Raw genomic sequence first — 17,107 nt, 5'->3', positions numbered from 1 at the left:
CAAGCATGTACAAAAGGATTGTTGTGATAGTATGTGTCCTGTTGTGGTTACCGGCTTTCAGGCCGGTAGCTGCACAGGATTATTCGAATAAAGGAAAAGATTTCTGGTTGTGCTTTCCGGCGCATTTACCTGTGGATGATTATTCGCTTGCCCAGATGAGTGTATTTGTTTCCAGCAGCGAAAACTCTTCCGGGAAAATAACGGTGAATGGATATACCACCACTTTTACGGTCAATGCCAACCAGGTAAGTGCGCCTATTGACATACCGTATAGTGTGGCTAATATATCCAATGCCGAAAGTGGCCGGCCGGTGACCAAGGGTATTCATATCACCGTAGATGAAGGGATGCCGCCGGTAGTGGTGTTTGCACACGTGTACGCGGCTATGCGTTCGGCAGCCATGCTGGTGCTGCCTACAAACGTGCTGGGTAAAAAATATTATAGTATGAATTTTTACCAGCGGTTTAAGTCGGATGCCTATTCGCAGTTTAATGTAGTGGCTACTGAGGATGCCACTACCGTGCGTTACCAGTTGCGCATTAATGGGATATTAAATGGCAGTGCGGTAACTGTAAACCTGCCACATGCAGGGGATGTGTTGCAAATTCAGAACAGGGATGATTTAACAGGTAGTATCATTGAGTCGGTATCTGCCACCGGCACAGAAGGTTGTAAAAGAATTGCCGTGTTTTCGGGCAGTTCGGCCGTTGCTATTAAAAGCTATGAATGCACGAATGTAAGTGATTGGTATTATTCTTTCGATCCGTTGTTGCAGCAGTGTTACCCGGTAAACAGTTGGGGCAAGGAGTATGCGCTGATTCCCTTTGCTGATAACCCCAAAGGTTTCCACCCGCGTGTGATGGCCTGTGAAGATAATACGGAGATTGATTTTGGCGGTATTACACTGGTGCTGAACGAAGGAGAATATTTTCCGTTAAACGACCCTAACCCCTTCCCCTTAACTATGCCGGTGGCTATCAAAGCCAAGAAGCCAATAGCGGTAGCGGAGTATATGATGATGGCGTATTGCGCCGGCAACACAGAAAGCAGTCTGGGCGATCCGGATATGGTATTGCTGAACCCGGTAGAGCAAAATATAAAAGATATTTCGTTATTTTCTTCCAACCTCGAAAGTATCACGGCTAAGTATATCAATGTGTACATGCCTACTGTGGCTACGGGTTCGTTTCGTATTAACGGCCAGCTACCGCAAAAGAAGTTTGCACCGATGGTGCCTGCTAATGGGTATAGCTGGCTTACCGAGTCGTTATCGCTTTCGCAAACGGCGTACCGGCTTACGGCCGATACGGGTTTCAATGCCATTGCCTATGGCATGGGTAAGGCCGAAAGTTATGCTTACTCGGCCGGGTCGTATGTAAAAGACCGTTACCAGTTTTTACAGGTGGCTAACCAGGAAGGTATTGCCAACCGGCTTGCTGCCTGTAAGGGTATTCCTTTTGATGTATACATGACCTTTCCTTATCAGCCTTTGCAAATTACCTGGAAGCTGCCGGGTATTCAGCCAGATGTGGTTACGTTGCAGCCGGTGCCGGATAGCAAGTCTGTTATGGATGGTAAAACCCTGTACCGGTATAAAATGCCGGGTGGGGTCACTATCGCCGCCACAGGAACTTATACGGCCGGTATTGCAGCTGTGAATCCTACCACGGATGGCTGTGGCGGATCGCAGGAAATGACCTATGATATTACTATTATAGAGCCGCCTGTGGCAGACTTTACCTACGCTACCGATATCTGTAATACACAGCAATGGCAATTTACCTACACCGGCACACAGGGTGGCAGCACGGATACGGCCTGGCGGTGGCGGCTGGGAGATGGAAGCGTTGCTGCTGTGCAGCATCCCCGGTACACTTATCCTCAACCAGGTACCTACATGGTAGGTGAATACACGGTGAACGATATTGGTTGTCATTCTGCTACCGTAGAAAAGATAATAGTGGTAGATGCTGCATTGCAGGCCAGGTTTAGTTACACGCCTGCCTGTGTAAAAGAACCGGCAGTATTTACCGGCATTAGCACCGTGCCTGATGGTTATACGGTTACACAAAGCACCTGGAGTTTTGGTGATGGTGCAGTAAATACTATCACTGCTAATGACCCGCAAACGCATGTATATGCTAAAGCAGGAAGTTATAAAGCATCGCTGCAATTACAAACCGCCAATGGCTGTAAAAGCAACTGGGATACTACCGTAGAGATACAGGATAAACCGGTGTTCAGCATTACGCCTTCACTGGTATACCTGCCCGATGGGAATGTGACGTTTACCGCTACCTCTAATGTGGCAGTAAGCGGGTATGCCTGGGATTTTGGGGATGGCGGCTCTGCCAGCGGCACTGCTTCTGTAAAACATACCTATCATGCAGAAGGCGTGTACCAGGTGGCGGTGAACGCTGTTACAGTATATGGTTGCAGTGGCGAAGCGGTTCAGGAGGTGAGGGTGGCGCCCGCACCGGTGGCGCCTGTAGTGCCTAATGTGTTTTCTCCTAATGGGGATGGCGTGCATGATTACTGGGATATTCTATTCCTGGACAGGTATACAGATGTAACCGTGCAGGTGTTTAACCGCTGGGGGGCAAAAGTGTTCAGTAGCAAAGGGTATAGTGCTCCCTGGAATGGCCGCGTAAACGGAAAGGCATTGCCACCCGGTACTTATTATTATATCATAGAAACAGGCGGCGCTACCGGTAAAATAACCGGGGCTGTCACTATTATTCAATAAACGGCATGCGCTCTGGCGCATACCGTTGTGTAAAATTATGCTGGTATGATGGATATACAGGTATATAACAGGCAGCAGCGTTTGTCGCGTCGCGAAAGCGAAATATTAAGGCTGGTGGCTTTAGGACTAACCTCCGACAAGATTGCTGCTCAATTGTTTGTGAGCAGGCGTACTGTAGAAAATCACCGGGCTAATATCCGGCGAAAATTGGATGCGCAAAACACCGCAGGTATGCTACATAAGGCCATGCAGGAGCGTTTGTTGTAAGGCGATATAAATGAGGTTTAACGGCAAAGCTTTTGTAGCTTTAAGAATAAAAAATATCTATGAGATTGCTTGCCATTGCCATTTTTAGTGTCTTTATATTTTATGTTGCAGAAGCCTGTAAACCCGCAGAGCCGAAACCAGAAAAACGCATATTAGTGTTCTCGCTCACCAAAGGGTATCATCATGCTTCTATTAAAGAAGGGAATGAGTTTTTTACCCGCTTAGGTATCCAGCACGGATTTGTTGCGGACACTACCACCAATCCGGCCCTGTTTACTTTAGATAATTTAAAAAAATATCGTTCGGTTGTGTGGTTAAGCACTACTGGCGATGTATTGAACGCGGAACAGCAGGCTGCTTTTGAAAAATACATTCAACATGGTGGCGGATACGTAGGCATTCATGCTGCCAGTGACACGGAATACGACTGGCCCTGGTATGGTAAACTGGTGGGCGCTTATTTTGTGAGTCATCCGGCCATACAGGAAGCTAAAATCGTAAACCTGGATAAATCCTTTCCCGCTACTGCCTTCCTGCCCGATTCATTTTCTCATAAAGATGAGTTCTACGATTTTAAATCAGTCAACACCGAAGCTTTGCATTTTCTGCTGCGGGTAGACGAGCAAAGCTATCAGGGTGGCAAAATGGGTAGCTTTCATCCCATGGCCTGGTATCATGAATATGATGGCGGCAGGGCATTTTATTCCAACTTTGGCCACACGCCAGAAACATTCAGCGATTCGTTGTTTGCGGAGCATTTCTGGAAAGGGCTGGAATGGACGATGCATGCTACAAAAAAATAAACTGGTGCCATATTTGTATTCCATGAGCTTAAAGAAACACGTTGACCTTGAAATGGAAAACTCTATTGTGCTGTTTGCTCACGGGCATGAACGGCTATGTGTATAGTCAGCAACCTGCTGTGGTGGATACGTTGAAAGTCGATTCGGCCAAGGCTGGATTGATGCGCAGGACGGATAATACAGCCGGACAGTTTGATGTGGGCGATCTGGCCCGTGTTATATTCCATCCGCGCAGGGAGGCATCTGCAAAACCATCATCCGGTATTATTGTGGTGCCAAACATTGCTTCCAATCCCAGCATAGGCACACAAATAGGCATTAAAGCAGTAGCAGGCCGTAAACTCGGTAGCGATCCCAATACCTTTTTATCTGTGGCGGCAACTTCTGCTTCTATTACCACCAAGGGCATTATTTACTTTTATATCAGTCATAATATTTATACACCCGGTAATAAGTGGAATTTGCAGGGTAGCCTGGTGGCGGCCAAAACAGTAACACCCGATTATGGGTATGGAATAGGCAAACCTGTTACAGATACGCCGGAAGATAGCATACTCACCAATCCGGCCCGAACGCCGCGCGCGTTACGATCTCAATTTTATGCTTTCCGGCAAAAAGTGTATAAAGAGGTATCAAAAGGCTTGTTTGTGGGGGCGGGCGTATCGTTTGAAATGAGAAGGAATATTGATGAGCGCAACACCTCCGGCAATTCTACGCCTTATGATATTTATAACAGCCGGCATGGCTTTCATCCGTATAACTATAATGCCAATGGTTTTTTGCTGAACGTACAGTATACCACGCGGGATAATCAAAACCGGGCGTATAAAGGCATTTATGCCGATGCGGGTATACGTGTGAACCAAACCTGGCTGGGTAGCTCGCGTAATGCGCTGCAGTTCACTTCCGATTTTAGAAAGTATATCAGTCTTAGTCATCGCAATCCCGAGCACGTACTGGCTTTGTGGAACTGGGGTGCTTACCTGGTGGCGGGCAATGTGCCTTACCTGGAATTGCCGGGTACGGCTAAAGATGCAGCGGTGCGAAGCGGGCGTGGATATACAACAGGTTACTTTAAAGGCACACAGTTTAACTATTCCGAAGCAGAATATCGTTTTCCTATCACGCGCAATAAGTTCCTCAGTGGTGTAGCGTTCTTTCATTTGCAAACGGGTAATAATGAATTGGGAACAGGCATCTTTCAGGTATGGCAGCCGGGTGGCGGCGGAGGTTTGCGGGTATTGTTTAATAAGGCAACACGCACGAATCTTTGTTTAGACTATGCCTGGGGTAAGTTTGGAGCAAAAGGTTTTTTTCTGGGGTTGAACGAAGCTTTTTAGCGCTATAAAATTTGCTCATAAATAATTACCTTGTAGTGTCAGCAGGCTTTTTTGTTTAAATAATTACCCAATTCCTGGAAGTTTATGTTACAGTACGGCCCTATAATTATTGTGGATGATGACAGCGATGATCGTGCTTTGTATGTAACCATTTTTAACGATTTGCAGGTGAAAAATCCTGTTAAACTGTTTGATAGCAGCACGGAAGCTTTTATTTATCTGTGTTCGTGCCGGGAGCAGCCTTTTCTTATTTTATGTGATATTAACCTGCCTTTCCCGGATGGATTAGAACTGCGCAGGAGGATCAACGATAGTGAATACCTGCGTGAAAAAAGCATCCCCTTTGTGTTTTTGTCTACCTCCGACAATAAAGACACGGTACGGGAGGCTTACGCGCTTATTTCACAAGGATACTTTGTAAAACAGCCTGATTATCAGCAGATGTTAGAAAATATGCGATTGATATATGGTTATTGGAGTGTTAGCCGTCACCCTAATAATTCGTATTTCTAAAGTTGTACATTCTATATGTCTGTGTCCGGCTTCCCAACTGTACACTCCATCACACCTGTTATCTGGCGGCATGGTTTTTTTATGTAGCAGTAAAAAATACAGTATATGTCAGATAGTAAAGTAAACATCGGAAAACAAGACCGTCTAAGGGTGGACTCCAAAGACCGCAGCGAAGTAGAATACCTGCATATGCAGTTTCCCTGGCTGCAGCATAAGCAAATTAAAGACGCAATTAAAAGTGTAGGGCCCTTTAGAAAAAATATAGAGCGTTATTTAAGCGATATCAGAAAGTAACATAGTGAAAGACTGTGTTTTGTGTTTCATCATTTCTATATCTGAAAGCTACGCAACTGTTGGCGTGGCTTTTTTATTGGTCATGCAATACGACCGTTGCTCATATATTTTTCCTCCTGCAAAGCGTAAATCGTTTTCTTTGAAATTGTAATCTAATATTCAAGAGAAAATGATGTTCCCCCGTATTCTGCTGGCGTGTTGCCTGTTGCTTTCCTGCGTTTGCTCCTATGATATAGCACACGGTCAATCTGTATCTAAAACCACATTACCCAACCATAAAGGACAAGTTACTGGTCGTGTGGTAGATTCTGCCAAGGGCGATGCTTTGGAAGCTACGGTAATTGTTACCAACAAATCGGGTTCGCAGGTGGCTACCGCTACGGCTAAAAAAGACGGCAATTTTTCCCTGGTGTTGCCGGGGTATGGCGAATACACTTTTACCATTTTATATGTGGGTTATAGCAAACATACACAGTTAGTAAGCTGGAAGCGGGGTGAGGTGGCAGAACTGGGTGTAATACAATTGAACGGGCAACCGGAAGAGTTGAACGAAGTGGTAGTGAAAAGTAAAAAGCCCCTGATACAAAGCAAGCCTGATAAGGTGGTATACAATGCTTCGGCAGACATCAGCAACGCGGCAGGCTCGGCGGCGGATGTACTGGCCAAAGCGCCTATGATCACGGTAGATGCAGAGGGGGCTGTAAAAATGCGCGGGAATGCCAATATTAAAGTGTTGCTGAACGGTTTGCCTTCGGGTATGTTTGCCCGCAACTTATCGGAAGCGTTGAAGATGATTCCGGCCAATACCATTGAATCTATAGAAGTGATCACCTCGCCTTCTGCAAAATACGAAGCCGAAGGGGCTGGTGGCGTTATTAATATCATTACTAAAAAGCTCAGGGGCTCTAACGGTAACCTCAATCTGAACCTGGGCAACCTGGAGCAATCAGGCAACGGTGCTATTAATATTACCCGTGGTAAATGGGATATCAGTTTAAGTGGACAAGCCAACAATCGTAAAAGGCATAGGATCACTGATCTTATCCGTCAAACGGTAGATGGTGATAATGTAACAGGCAGCCTGCATCAGGTATCCGACCTGGATAGGCATAACCGCAGTGCTTCGGGCGATTTCACCACAACCTATACCATCGATTCCAGTCAGAAGCTGAGTGCTAATGCCAGTCTTTGGAAAGGCAGCTGGCCGGTGATAGCCAATCAGTATACCAGTTATACCGATGCGCAAACCAATTCGCAATACAACCAGGTATCGGATCAGAAAGAGCAGGATCGTTGGTGGGAGTTCTCGCTCAACTATAAAAAAACATTCGCCCGTGCGGGGCAGGAGCTGGAGGTGGCAGGTAGCCATAGCGACTGGAAAAACAGCGCCAGTTACATCAACAACCAGTACGACATGACTGGTAAGAATTATTTCCGTGAGCAAAGTCCTAATAACGGTACCGGCCACAACTGGCGTATACAGGCCGATTATACGCATCCGCTCACCAAATCCGGCAAAAGCAAGCTGGAAACTGGTTTTCGTGCCGATAGAACCAAAGACTTTAATGAATACTCGGTAAGGAATAACCGCGATAATCCGGGCAGTGATGTGCTACAGGAAGACAGCAGCAGGGGCAATAGCCTGCACTATTACCAAAACGTGGTAGCGGGATATGTAAGTATGGTGGTGGAAGCCAAAGGAGGTTGGACTATTCGCCCCGGTATCCGTTACGAACGTACCCGGCTGGGTGGTGATTTCACCAATAATACCCAACCCGGCTTTGCTTCGGAGTTTGAGAATTGGGTGCCCAACCTGCTGATTGCTAAAAAGCTGAACGAGCGCCACGATGTAAAATTCAATTATAACGAGCGTATTAACCGTCCGGATATCTGGGATCTGAATCCTTATGTCAACGCCAGCGATCCGCGTAATATTAACTATGGTAACCCGGCGTTGCGTCCCGAACTTACCCGCACGCTGGAAGCAGGGCATTCCTATAAAGCGGGTGGTGCTTTTTCTATTACCAGCAGCGTGTATTACAGCTTTAACAGCAACGCGGTGGAATCGTTAACCACGGTGGATAGCGCTGGTGTATCTTACACTACCTCGCAGAATGTGGCTTCTAACAAGCGGCTGGGGGTGAACGTGTCTTCTTCTTTCCGCATTACCCGTAACTGGAATGTAAATACCGGTGGTGATTATTATCATGTATGGTATGCCAGCAAAGCGCTGGCGGTGAAAAATGATGGTAATTTCTATTCTGTGAATCTGAACAGCAGCTATACCTTACCGCGTAACTACACGTTGCAATTATCAGGCAATTACAACAATGGCTATGTCACTTTGCAGGGCAGGGGATCGGCTTACCTGAACTATGGTTTTTCGGCTCGTAAAGAGGTGCTGAATAAAAAAGCCGGCATTACCCTGCGTGTAAATAACATATTCCAGAAAACGTTGAACCAGTGGAGTTATACCCGCTTTTCCAATTTCAACAGCAGCACCTATAATATGTTTTACAACCGCTCGTTCACGGTTACGTTTAACTGGCAGTTTGGTGCATACCGCAAGGTGGAAGAAGGCGGCGGAGAAGGTGCTGGCGGTAGTCGATCTTAACAGCGGCAGGTTGTTATTACCGCTTATCTTCGCTGGATGAAAAAGCTGTTCATACTCCTTATTGTATTGCTGGCAGGTATTGCTGTTATTTCCTGGGGCCCCAGAGGGCACCGCACTGTAGCGCTGATTGCGCAAAAACACCTGGCGGCGAATGTAAAAAGTGCGGTAGTAACTTATTTGCAGGGCGAGAATATAGAAGCGGCAGCTACCTGGCCCGATGAACACCGTACTGCGCAAAATGCGCAATGGCATTTTGTGGATCTGCCACAGGGACTCAATTTTCAAAGCTTTCAAAACTATGTGCGCAGCAGTAAAAATACGCTGTATACTGCTTACCTGCAATCGCTGGCTACTTTGCAAAACAACAGCAGCAGCATAAGTCAGAAGCAGGATGCATTGCGGTTTCTGATACACCTGGTGGGCGATGCACACCAGCCTATGCACGTAGCGCGTCATTCTGATAAAGGCGGCAATGATATTATCGTGCGCATGGATGGAGAAAGCACGAATTTGCATGCCATCTGGGATAGCCGTTTGCTGGATCATGAAAAATACAGTGAAGCAGAAATGGTGGCAAAGTATGATGTGGCTACGCCGCAGGAAATAACCGCCTGGCAAAAGGATGATATTATCCAGTGGCTTTGGGAAAGCTACCAGCTTAGCAACCAGATCTATAGCGAAACCCGTTCGGGGCAAACTATCAGCAACGCATATTATCAAAAGTATATCAGCATTATTCATAAACGTATTAACCAGGCGGGTATTCGCCTGGCAGGGGTATTGAATACGTTATATATCAATGCGCCATTGCAAAAACTGCCGGTTAACCCAGGCAGAACCACGCCTGTGCAAAAAGAAGGCCCTGTGCGTATTACACTTACGGAAGTGAATAACAATATAGGCAAGGTGGTAACGGTAAGTGGTAAAGTGTACGATATCAAAAATGCAGGCAGCGTGTTGCTGGTAAACCTGGGAGGTTTTCATCCACATCAGTTGTTGACGCTGGCTATTAAGGGAGCAGCAAAGCAAACCGTAACGGTAAAGCAAAATGCGGTGGTTACAGTAACCGGGAAGATTATCTTGTTTAAAGCGAAGCCGGAAATTGTAATAACAGATGCAAGCCAGTTGCAATAGTTGGCTCATGTTGAAATAATAAAAAGAAATAAGGCCTTTGACTGGCAAAGGCCTTATTAGGCTTTCAGCGAGCCCCCCTTTGAGCATAATGAATGGTATGTGAACGAAAACTATGAAAGCAACACTACAAATCTACGGCCTGTACAACTGTTTATTGTTACAGCATTCCCTGAATAAGTTGCAAAATTGATTGATTGTATAAGTAAAATATCTTTTTAACACCAATCCCCACCATATAGGTTTACCTTACAGGAAGCAGGTGATTATACCTGTATTCAAATAACATATATGTTAAACATTACACAGGTAATCAGAGACAACAGGCACATGAGGAATTTTAATGAAGGTGTTACTGTGTCTGGTTTTGAACAAGTGTTGAACGGAGCTGGTCCTTTTACCGTTTTTGCTCCTTCGGATATTGCTTTTGGAAAACTGGCGTCTGGCGTATACCGGGAATTGTTGAAACCGGAAAATAAGGTAAAGCTTACCGATTTATTAAACTGTCATACAGTAGCGGGTGAAATTGAATTTAGCAGCCTGAAAGATGGCGATAAGTTGCAGTCTTTAAATGGTAAAGAGCTGCTGGTAAGTGTAATAGGAGATAGTGTGCGTGTAAATGGCGCCATTATTCAAAGCAGGGATGCGGTTTCTTCCAATGGTATTGTGCATTCATTAGATGCTATTCTAAAGAATTAGTGATCTTTTGTGTCATATCCACCATTCTTTCAGTGGTGGGTATGTTTTCTTTATTGTTCCTGCTGCATTATCCTATTATATGCCCTGTGAAAAATGAAACTAGTGATTAAAAACATGGTAAGTCTCAGATGCAAGCTTATTGTGAGATCGGAATTAGAAAAAATGCATCTTCATTGTATTGTTGTTGAATTGGGAGAGGTGGAAATAGAAGAAGAATTATCTGCTGCTCAATGGAGCACTCTTTTGGCTGGTTTACTAAAGTTTGGACTGGAGTTGATGGAGGATAAGAAAAGTATCCTCATTGAAAAAATAAAAGGCATCATTATTGAAATGATCCATTATAGTGAAGAGCCTCCTGTACAGAATTTTTCTGCCTTTTTAAGTGAAAAATTAAATTACGACTATAATTATCTTTCTTCCCTTTTTTCAGAAGTAAAAGGAACAACCATTGCCAATTTTATTATCGCACATAAAATAGAAAGGGCGAAAGAGTTATTGGTATATAATGAGTTGAGTCTTACGCAAATAGCAGAAAAGTTGCACTATAGCAGTGTAGCGCATTTGTCTAACCAGTTTAAAAAAGTGACCGGCCTGACGCCCACCTTTTTTAAAAAAATGAAATATAAACGTCTTATCGCATTAGAAGATATCTAATGGCACCTTGTATCATAGTGCTTTCAGCAATTCCAGCACAACAACATCATCTTTTCGTAAAACATCTTTAAAGGCATGAGCATGCAATCGGATAACACAGAACTGGAGAAATCTATTCCCCACATTGTAGTGGAGATTATTGAGTATGTTCCCAATTCTATTTTAATAAAAACTATTATAAAAAAAACAACAGGTAATGTAACTATTACGTCTATGGATGCCGGGGAGGAACTGGCAGAGAAAACCGTTCCTTTTGATACGTTTATCCAGATAATAGATGGAAAGGCACAGTTAATTATCAATGATAAAAAATACAACCTTCGGTTGGGTGAGGGAATTGTGATTCCGGCACATGCTGCACATTGTTTCAACGCTACCGAGCAATTTAAAATGATTTCTACCATCATTAAAAGCGGTTATGAATATTAGGAGCAAGTGTATATTGTGGGTATGTTGTTTATGGCCGTGTGTTTCTCTGGCGCAGAACCCTTCGAATGTGATGCCGCAAAACAAAGGCATAAAGGATACGGCCAGGCAAACAGATTTAATAGATATTGCAAAGGAGTTGTTCCATATACGGCAAAATAAACCCAGGAGCCAGGAAGAAAAGAAGATCTATTTCTCTGCACTTCCTTTTGGCGGTACATTACCTGGCGGTAGTGGGCGTGCTTTAATTACCAGTACCACCGCCGGTATTTATCTGGGCGCACGCCGTACCACCTATATGTCTACTGCCACGTTTGCGCCTTACTGGAATTTTAAAGGCCGCTTTGGATTGCCTTTACGCACCAGTGTATGGCTACCTGATAATACGTGGAATATCCAGGGGGATACGCGTTTTATGGTGTATCCGCAATATACCTGGGGGCTGGGCAATCATAACAATGATGAAAACAACCGGGTATTAATCAACTACAAGTATATACGCTTTTATCAAAGTGCACTGAAACGTATCCGGCCTTACCTTTTTGCGGGTTTGGGCTATCATCTCGACTACCGTTTTAATATACAAAGTGATGATCCGGAAGTGGATGTTAAGCAGTTTACACAATATGCTTACGGGCTGGGTAGTAAATCCCTTTCTTCCGGCGTTAGCTTGAACTTATTATATGATACGCGCAATAATGCCATTAATCCCTTGCCGGGGGCTTATATGAACCTCGTTTACCGTATTAATCCCACATTTCTGGGCAGCGATCATAGCTGGCAATCGGTATATCTCGATGTAAGAAAATATATGCCTTTAAACAAGGCAAGAGTAAATCAGCAGAATATGCTGGCCTTCTGGTCGTATTTCTGGACAGCACTTAACAACACAGCCCCTTATCTTGATTTACCCAGTACCGGTTGGGATCCTTATAACCGTTCTGCACGGGGCATTGATCAAAACAGGTACCGGGGCAAAAGTTTGTTGTACCTGGAAAGTGAATACCGGCGTGACATTACTAACAATGGATTATTGGGCTTTGTTGTTTTTGCCAATGCCAACACGGTTAGTGGCGCCGGTAAATTTTTCGCATCCTGGCATCCTGCAGCAGGCGCGGGCCTTAGAATAAAGTTTAACAAAGGTTCCAATACCAATATTGGTATCGATTATGGCTTTAGTAAGGGCTACAGCAGTATTATGCTCAACCTGGGCGAAGCTTTTTAACCATTTCAACCGGGTGGCTATTCGCTTATCTTTGCACTGGAATGTGTTCCCTTTTCTTTTGTACGGGCAGGTATGATGGCCGGCAGCTGAAAAATGAAGAATAATAAATCTGAAAGGTAAAGTGTGCAAAATGACGAGTTTATTTGTGAAAAATATGGTGTGCCACCGCTGTATAATGGTGGTGCAAAGCCAATTGGACAAGCTGGGCGTGGTAGCTAAAAGTATTGTCCTGGGTGAAGTAACGTTAGAGGAAGAACTGACCGCTGATAAAAAAGCTTTAATAGGCGCTGCCTTTAAAGAGGTGGGCTTTGAGCTGATAGACGATAAGAATAGCAGGATGATTGAAAAGATCAAAGGCGTGATTATCCGGCTGGTGCACCAGGAAAATTGTGCTGTTAAAACCAATCTGTCCGATCTGTTAAGCGGGGAGCTCCACTACGAATATCATTCCCTGTCTAACCTGTTTTCAGAAGTAGAAGGCATTACCATTGAAAAGTATTTTATTGCACAGAAAATAGAGCGCGTAAAAGAGTTGTTGGTGTATAATGAGTTATCGTTAAGCGAAATATCGGATAAGCTCCATTATTCCAGTGTGGCTTATCTGAGTAGCCAGTTTAAAAAAGTAACGGGCCTGACGCCCAGTCATTTTAAGCAGATCAAAGAAAACAAGCGTAAACCGCTGGATAGCTTATAACGCAAAAAAACCAGGGATATTTTACCTTCCCCGGCTTTTGCATTTTATAGTAAGGGTATGTTTATCTTACGCTGTAATAAATAAATTCGCTATTACCAATACCTCTGCTTTCGACAATGGTTCGTCAAAAGCTTCCGTTGCGGCGTTTACAGAAATGTTGCCACTTACGCCGGCAAGGTTGGTAATAGTTACACCGCCCTGCACCGTGTTATCTTCTCCTGCGTATACTGCATTCACCGATGCGCCTATGCCGCTGTCATTTGCGCCTGTGATCCAGGGTTTCATAGCAGTTTGACCGCCCCCGGCAGCAGCGCGACGCATCTGGCGGATATGAGAAGCGTGACGTGCTTCTACAGAATGAATGTTTAAGGCGGCAGTAAGGTAAGCGCCACCTTTTACCAGTTCTTTAGCTCTTCCTTTATAAGCCCTTACACCGGTATCTTCAAATGCCTGAGCTACTGCCAGGAAAGTAGTATAGTTGAGAAACACATTGCCGAAAGTGGCATTGTTTTCAAAATTAAAAGTAGGTTTGGCTATGGCTGTTCCACCAGCTCCTGCAATAGCTGTTTTCAAAAAGGTAACGTGTGCAGCTTCGTCATTTTTAATTTTAGTAATGGCGGCTTTAGCTGCATCGGTAGGAAAAGTAATACTGGTTTTAGTAAGCGCTGTAGCATAAAACTCCGCTTCCAGGTACTCTAAGGTTAATGCGTAGTTTAAAATTTCCAGAACCGTGGCGTTGGTAGATTGCCCGTAAGATTTATTAAAGAACGAACCCAGTGCCAAAGGAAGTGCTGTTAAGGCCACTTTTCCACCCAGGTGGGCAAAGTCTCTCAAGGCTGAACGGCGCGAACCCATTCTTTCTTCCAGATCCGGATCTACTTTCTCTATTTCCGATAATATGTTTTGTAAGTTCATGACAATCGTTTTAATGTGTTAAGCATTACAGGCCGTTTGCGTTTATTTTGGTTTTCAGGTACCCATTGGCCACTGCTACCACAGCCTGAGGTGTCATAGCTGTATCCATTCCATTCGCATCTGTAGAGTCAGAGAAGGTGCCATTGGAAATCAGGTCCCTGATGTAAGCCGCATGGCGTGCTTCTACAGATACTATTTTGCCGGCAAGTACCAGGTAATCGCCATTAGTGATGAGATTGCCCGCTCCGTTGTAGGCCGACACTCCCAGGTCTTCAAAGGCTTTAGCTGTGCCCAGTACGCTGGCCCGGTTACTGAAATTAATGCTACTGAAATCTACTTCCAATGCACCAATAGCATTGGTACTTAATGCTGTTTTGAAAAACTCGCGATGGGCAATTTCATGATCACGTATGCCCGTTAACAACGCTTGTTCATCCGAACTGAAAATGCTGGTAAAGCTGGCGTTAGCGGCTACCTGTATATAAAATGCGGCTTCCAGCTGCTCCAGGGCGTAAGCGTAATTCAATACACCTGTATCGCCGCTGCCTACACTAGTGCTGTTGTCGTCATTTCCACTTTTTTTACAGGCTATCGCTGCTACTGCAACAAGGCCGGAAGCGGCTCCTGCAAAGGATAGGAATTTTCGCCGTGACACGTTTCCAGAGTCTGGCGCGCTCCGAGAGATCACCTCATCGGAAGATGGATTTAATTCGGTCATCAGTTTGTTTTTAGTGATTTATCAATAAGAGTACAAGACGGCTACTCTGGTTCGATCTTCAATAGAAAGAAACGGTGGTTAGCTGAATGCAACGTCAATACATCTACGTGAGATAATGATTGCCGGTTTGAATCTGTTAAATAAATATGGTGAATTTTATAAAACCATCCCTGGATGTTATAAAGGGGGGTGGAGCTGCTGCCTCAACTTTGTATTTGTGCTGTACAAGTGCAGTGTATTTTTAGTTAATAGCTGTCAGGGATAAAAATCCGGATACATTACAAAGCTACTATAGTAATATGGAGACTGTTGGAAAACCCATATATCCGTGCCATCATGCATATGCCATTGTACACGGTGCATTTGGCAAAGTACATTTAATACACATAAAAAGTTTTTATAAGTGCAATGATCTGTGAAGTGGTAATGGATGCCGTTGACGGTATCGTTTTGGGTGATCATTTCCTGTATCCTGATGGCTGAGAAAGTAAGTTTTATTTTGTTGGTCTCCTGATTGTTGTCCAGTTCAATGCTTATATATTGTCTGGGAGGTGGAAAGAGTATGCCGCGTTTTTTCAACTCTGCTTCCATTTTGGGGCTATATGTTGCCAGGCTAATGATCCTTTTGTAACAAGGGTAGCTAAGATAATTGTATATCGCTGACACTTGTAAAGCAACTGCCAGAATTGCGAGGGCAGGGGCTAATAGATGTAAAGGTTTTGAGGATATTCTTGACAACAGTATACAATTTGTTTACTATAGAGATGCATTCTGTTTTGCTTTACATAAAATAGAACGAGTTTTTTAAACCTGGTGAAATAGGAACATAAGGCATATGAAACTTTGCTGTTATTGGTATGCCTTATGTTTTCGGGCATGCTAGTAAGGGCTGGTAGCTAGTGCCTTTTCATCGAATATCTGTTTTAGTCGCTGTTCCCAATTGTTCAATTGTATTGCACGTTCCTCTGCTGATATGCGTGATGGTTGATAGGTTACATGTGGTGTTAACGGGCTAAATCCGGTAAATTCAAATATCCCTCTTTGTATAGGTTTTAGAATATTCTGTATATTCCCATGCAATCCTCCGGGCTGGTAGGCAGTTTCAGGGCTGCCGGTAGTGAGTGACAGTAATGCTTTTTTGCCTTTGAATACTCCCTGCTCGTATATTTTTCCCTGACCGTAAAAGCGGCCCATAGCAAATATGCGATCAATCCACCCTTTTAATATGCCGGGTACACTAAACCACCACAGAGGGAATTGCCATATCATAAGGTCGCACCATTCTACTTTTTGTTGCTCGCTTTCGAGGTCGGGGGCAAAACCGTTCTCTTGTTCTACGGCGTATAATTCTTCCAGTTGTTGCTTGAAAAAAGCTTCGTTTTTCTGTTGTGAAAAATTGCGCCGGTCCGATATGGGATCAAACTTCATGGCATACAGGTTAGAGGTTTTTACTTCGTGTCCCGCTGCTTCCAGTGTTTCTATTGCTTTGTTAAACAATGCTCCATTCATGCTCAATGGCTCGGGATGCGCCAATACTATCAGTACTTTCATAATAAATCCGTTTTAAAAGCGGATAACAAAAGTATCTGGCTATGTGGTAACTTTGCAGTGCATAAAACAATGTATGATACGCACAAAAATGTAAGTAATGGCGCAGCGCAAACTCACTTCTACCAATACCATGAACCGCGATTTTCTCAATAATACCTGTGGTATGATGTACGCCATAGACATGCTGAATGGCAGATGGGCGCTATTGATATTGTACAAGTTAGAAAACCGCACACTGCGTTTCTCCGAACTCAAAAAACGCGTTCCTAAAATCACCGACCGCATGCTTACCCTGCAATTGCAGGAGCTGGAAAAGAACGGTCTGGTAATCAGAAGTGTATATGCTGAAGTGCCGCCACGGGTAGAATATCACCTTTCTGAAAGTGCCTTGAATCTCATTCCCATCTGGAAGCAGCTGGAGAAGTGGGGGGATGCTCATAAGGGAACAATGGAAAATGCTATGCAGTCAGCCGTGTAAATGCTATTCTATTAATTACAATTCCTGCCATGTGAAAC

General features: G+C 44.3%; 17 protein-coding genes. 14 read left to right on the top strand and 3 right to left on the bottom strand.

Annotation, left to right across the window (positions count from 1 at the left end; genetic code table 11):
- The first annotated feature begins 5 nt into the window (after positions 1–5).
- From FLA_RS16765 to FLA_RS16705, 13 genes are all read left to right on the top strand, one after another.
- Positions 6–2,747, top strand: a complete 2,742-nt coding sequence (locus FLA_RS16765) for a PKD domain-containing protein (RefSeq protein ID WP_076381508.1) — start codon at positions 6–8, stop codon at positions 2,745–2,747.
- A 45-nt stretch (positions 2,748–2,792) separates the two neighbouring features.
- Positions 2,793–3,014 (top strand): response regulator transcription factor, encoded by a 222-nt coding sequence (locus tag FLA_RS16760; RefSeq protein ID WP_084206454.1) that lies wholly within the window; start codon positions 2,793–2,795, stop codon positions 3,012–3,014.
- A 59-nt stretch (positions 3,015–3,073) separates the two neighbouring features.
- Positions 3,074–3,817 (top strand): ThuA domain-containing protein, encoded by a 744-nt coding sequence (locus FLA_RS16755; protein ID WP_076381510.1) that lies wholly within the window; start codon positions 3,074–3,076, stop codon positions 3,815–3,817.
- A 47-nt stretch (positions 3,818–3,864) separates the two neighbouring features.
- Positions 3,865–5,157, top strand: coding sequence for a BamA/TamA family outer membrane protein (locus tag FLA_RS16750; protein WP_197705800.1), 1,293 nt, complete (start codon positions 3,865–3,867; stop codon positions 5,155–5,157).
- 84 nt (positions 5,158–5,241) lie between these two features.
- Complete coding sequence (locus FLA_RS16745) at positions 5,242–5,670, top strand: response regulator (RefSeq protein WP_076381512.1); 429 nt, start codon at positions 5,242–5,244, stop codon at positions 5,668–5,670.
- Positions 5,671–5,775: 105 nt separating this feature from the next.
- Positions 5,776–5,964 carry a DUF3606 domain-containing protein gene (locus tag FLA_RS16740; protein ID WP_076381513.1) on the top strand — a complete coding sequence of 63 codons (189 nt, stop codon included), beginning with the start codon at positions 5,776–5,778 and terminating at the stop codon, positions 5,962–5,964.
- Positions 5,965–6,133: 169 nt separating this feature from the next.
- A complete protein-coding gene (locus FLA_RS16735; protein WP_076381514.1) occupies positions 6,134–8,578 on the top strand; it encodes an outer membrane beta-barrel family protein in 2,445 nt (814 codons plus the stop codon).
- Between the two features lie 36 nt (positions 8,579–8,614).
- Positions 8,615–9,712 carry a S1/P1 nuclease gene (locus FLA_RS16730; RefSeq protein WP_076381515.1) on the top strand — a complete coding sequence of 366 codons (1,098 nt, stop codon included), beginning with the start codon at positions 8,615–8,617 and terminating at the stop codon, positions 9,710–9,712.
- A 288-nt stretch (positions 9,713–10,000) separates the two neighbouring features.
- Complete coding sequence (locus FLA_RS16725; protein WP_076381516.1) at positions 10,001–10,408, top strand: fasciclin domain-containing protein; 408 nt, start codon at positions 10,001–10,003, stop codon at positions 10,406–10,408.
- A gap of 93 nt (positions 10,409–10,501) precedes the next feature.
- A complete protein-coding gene (locus tag FLA_RS16720) occupies positions 10,502–11,062 on the top strand; it encodes a helix-turn-helix domain-containing protein (protein ID WP_076381517.1) in 561 nt (186 codons plus the stop codon).
- A gap of 75 nt (positions 11,063–11,137) precedes the next feature.
- A complete protein-coding gene (locus FLA_RS16715) occupies positions 11,138–11,491 on the top strand; it encodes a cupin domain-containing protein (protein WP_197705799.1) in 354 nt (117 codons plus the stop codon).
- 70 nt (positions 11,492–11,561) lie between these two features.
- Positions 11,562–12,713: a BamA/TamA family outer membrane protein gene (locus FLA_RS16710; RefSeq protein ID WP_231940274.1), complete on the top strand. Its 1,152-nt coding sequence runs from the start codon at positions 11,562–11,564 to the stop codon at positions 12,711–12,713.
- 130 nt (positions 12,714–12,843) lie between these two features.
- Entirely contained in the window at positions 12,844–13,407 is a 564-nt protein-coding gene (locus FLA_RS16705; protein ID WP_076381519.1) for a helix-turn-helix domain-containing protein, read from the top strand.
- A 66-nt stretch (positions 13,408–13,473) separates the two neighbouring features.
- Here the strand turns inward: FLA_RS16705 and FLA_RS16700 are convergent, their stop codons facing one another.
- From FLA_RS16700 to FLA_RS16685, 3 genes are all read right to left on the bottom strand, one after another.
- Entirely contained in the window at positions 13,474–14,322 is an 849-nt protein-coding gene (locus tag FLA_RS16700) for a ferritin-like domain-containing protein (protein ID WP_076381520.1), read from the bottom strand.
- A 25-nt stretch (positions 14,323–14,347) separates the two neighbouring features.
- Positions 14,348–15,040: a ferritin-like domain-containing protein gene (locus tag FLA_RS16695; protein WP_076381521.1), complete on the bottom strand. Its 693-nt coding sequence runs from the start codon at positions 15,038–15,040 to the stop codon at positions 14,348–14,350.
- 879 nt (positions 15,041–15,919) lie between these two features.
- Complete coding sequence (locus FLA_RS16685) at positions 15,920–16,591, bottom strand: NAD(P)H-dependent oxidoreductase (protein ID WP_076381523.1); 672 nt, start codon at positions 16,589–16,591, stop codon at positions 15,920–15,922.
- A 97-nt stretch (positions 16,592–16,688) separates the two neighbouring features.
- Between FLA_RS16685 and FLA_RS16680 the strand changes: the two genes are divergently transcribed.
- Complete coding sequence (locus FLA_RS16680; protein ID WP_076381524.1) at positions 16,689–17,069, top strand: winged helix-turn-helix transcriptional regulator; 381 nt, start codon at positions 16,689–16,691, stop codon at positions 17,067–17,069.
- Positions 17,070–17,107: the final 38 nt, after the last annotated feature.

Origin of the sequence: Filimonas lacunae (assembly GCF_002355595.1) — a bacterium.
GTDB classification, from domain to species: domain Bacteria; phylum Bacteroidota; class Bacteroidia; order Chitinophagales; family Chitinophagaceae; genus Filimonas; species Filimonas lacunae.
This window is presented reverse-complemented; position numbering and strand designations above follow the sequence as displayed.

Excerpts from the sequence above, each read along its gene's own strand:
- FLA_RS16730 (WP_076381515.1), top strand. The coding sequence starts at position 8,615 with ATGAAAAAGCTGTTCATACTCCTTATTGTATTGCTGGCAGGTATTGCT.
- FLA_RS16705 (WP_076381519.1), top strand. The coding sequence starts at position 12,844 with ATGACGAGTTTATTTGTGAAAAATATGGTGTGCCACCGCTGTATAATG.
- FLA_RS16695 (WP_076381521.1), bottom strand. The coding sequence starts at position 15,040 with ATGACCGAATTAAATCCATCTTCCGATGAGGTGATCTCTCGGAGCGCG.
- FLA_RS16720 (WP_076381517.1), top strand. The coding sequence starts at position 10,502 with ATGAAACTAGTGATTAAAAACATGGTAAGTCTCAGATGCAAGCTTATT.
- FLA_RS16735 (WP_076381514.1), top strand. The coding sequence starts at position 6,134 with ATGATGTTCCCCCGTATTCTGCTGGCGTGTTGCCTGTTGCTTTCCTGC.
- FLA_RS16740 (WP_076381513.1), top strand. The coding sequence starts at position 5,776 with ATGTCAGATAGTAAAGTAAACATCGGAAAACAAGACCGTCTAAGGGTG.
- FLA_RS16685 (WP_076381523.1), bottom strand. The coding sequence starts at position 16,591 with ATGAAAGTACTGATAGTATTGGCGCATCCCGAGCCATTGAGCATGAAT.
- FLA_RS16680 (WP_076381524.1), top strand. The coding sequence starts at position 16,689 with ATGGCGCAGCGCAAACTCACTTCTACCAATACCATGAACCGCGATTTT.
- FLA_RS16765 (WP_076381508.1), top strand. The coding sequence starts at position 6 with ATGTACAAAAGGATTGTTGTGATAGTATGTGTCCTGTTGTGGTTACCG.
- FLA_RS16760 (WP_084206454.1), top strand. The coding sequence starts at position 2,793 with ATGATGGATATACAGGTATATAACAGGCAGCAGCGTTTGTCGCGTCGC.
- FLA_RS16755 (WP_076381510.1), top strand. The coding sequence starts at position 3,074 with ATGAGATTGCTTGCCATTGCCATTTTTAGTGTCTTTATATTTTATGTT.
- FLA_RS16715 (WP_197705799.1), top strand. The coding sequence starts at position 11,138 with ATGAGCATGCAATCGGATAACACAGAACTGGAGAAATCTATTCCCCAC.
- FLA_RS16710 (WP_231940274.1), top strand. The coding sequence starts at position 11,562 with ATGCCGCAAAACAAAGGCATAAAGGATACGGCCAGGCAAACAGATTTA.
- FLA_RS16725 (WP_076381516.1), top strand. The coding sequence starts at position 10,001 with ATGTTAAACATTACACAGGTAATCAGAGACAACAGGCACATGAGGAAT.
- FLA_RS16745 (WP_076381512.1), top strand. The coding sequence starts at position 5,242 with ATGTTACAGTACGGCCCTATAATTATTGTGGATGATGACAGCGATGAT.
- FLA_RS16700 (WP_076381520.1), bottom strand. The coding sequence starts at position 14,322 with ATGAACTTACAAAACATATTATCGGAAATAGAGAAAGTAGATCCGGAT.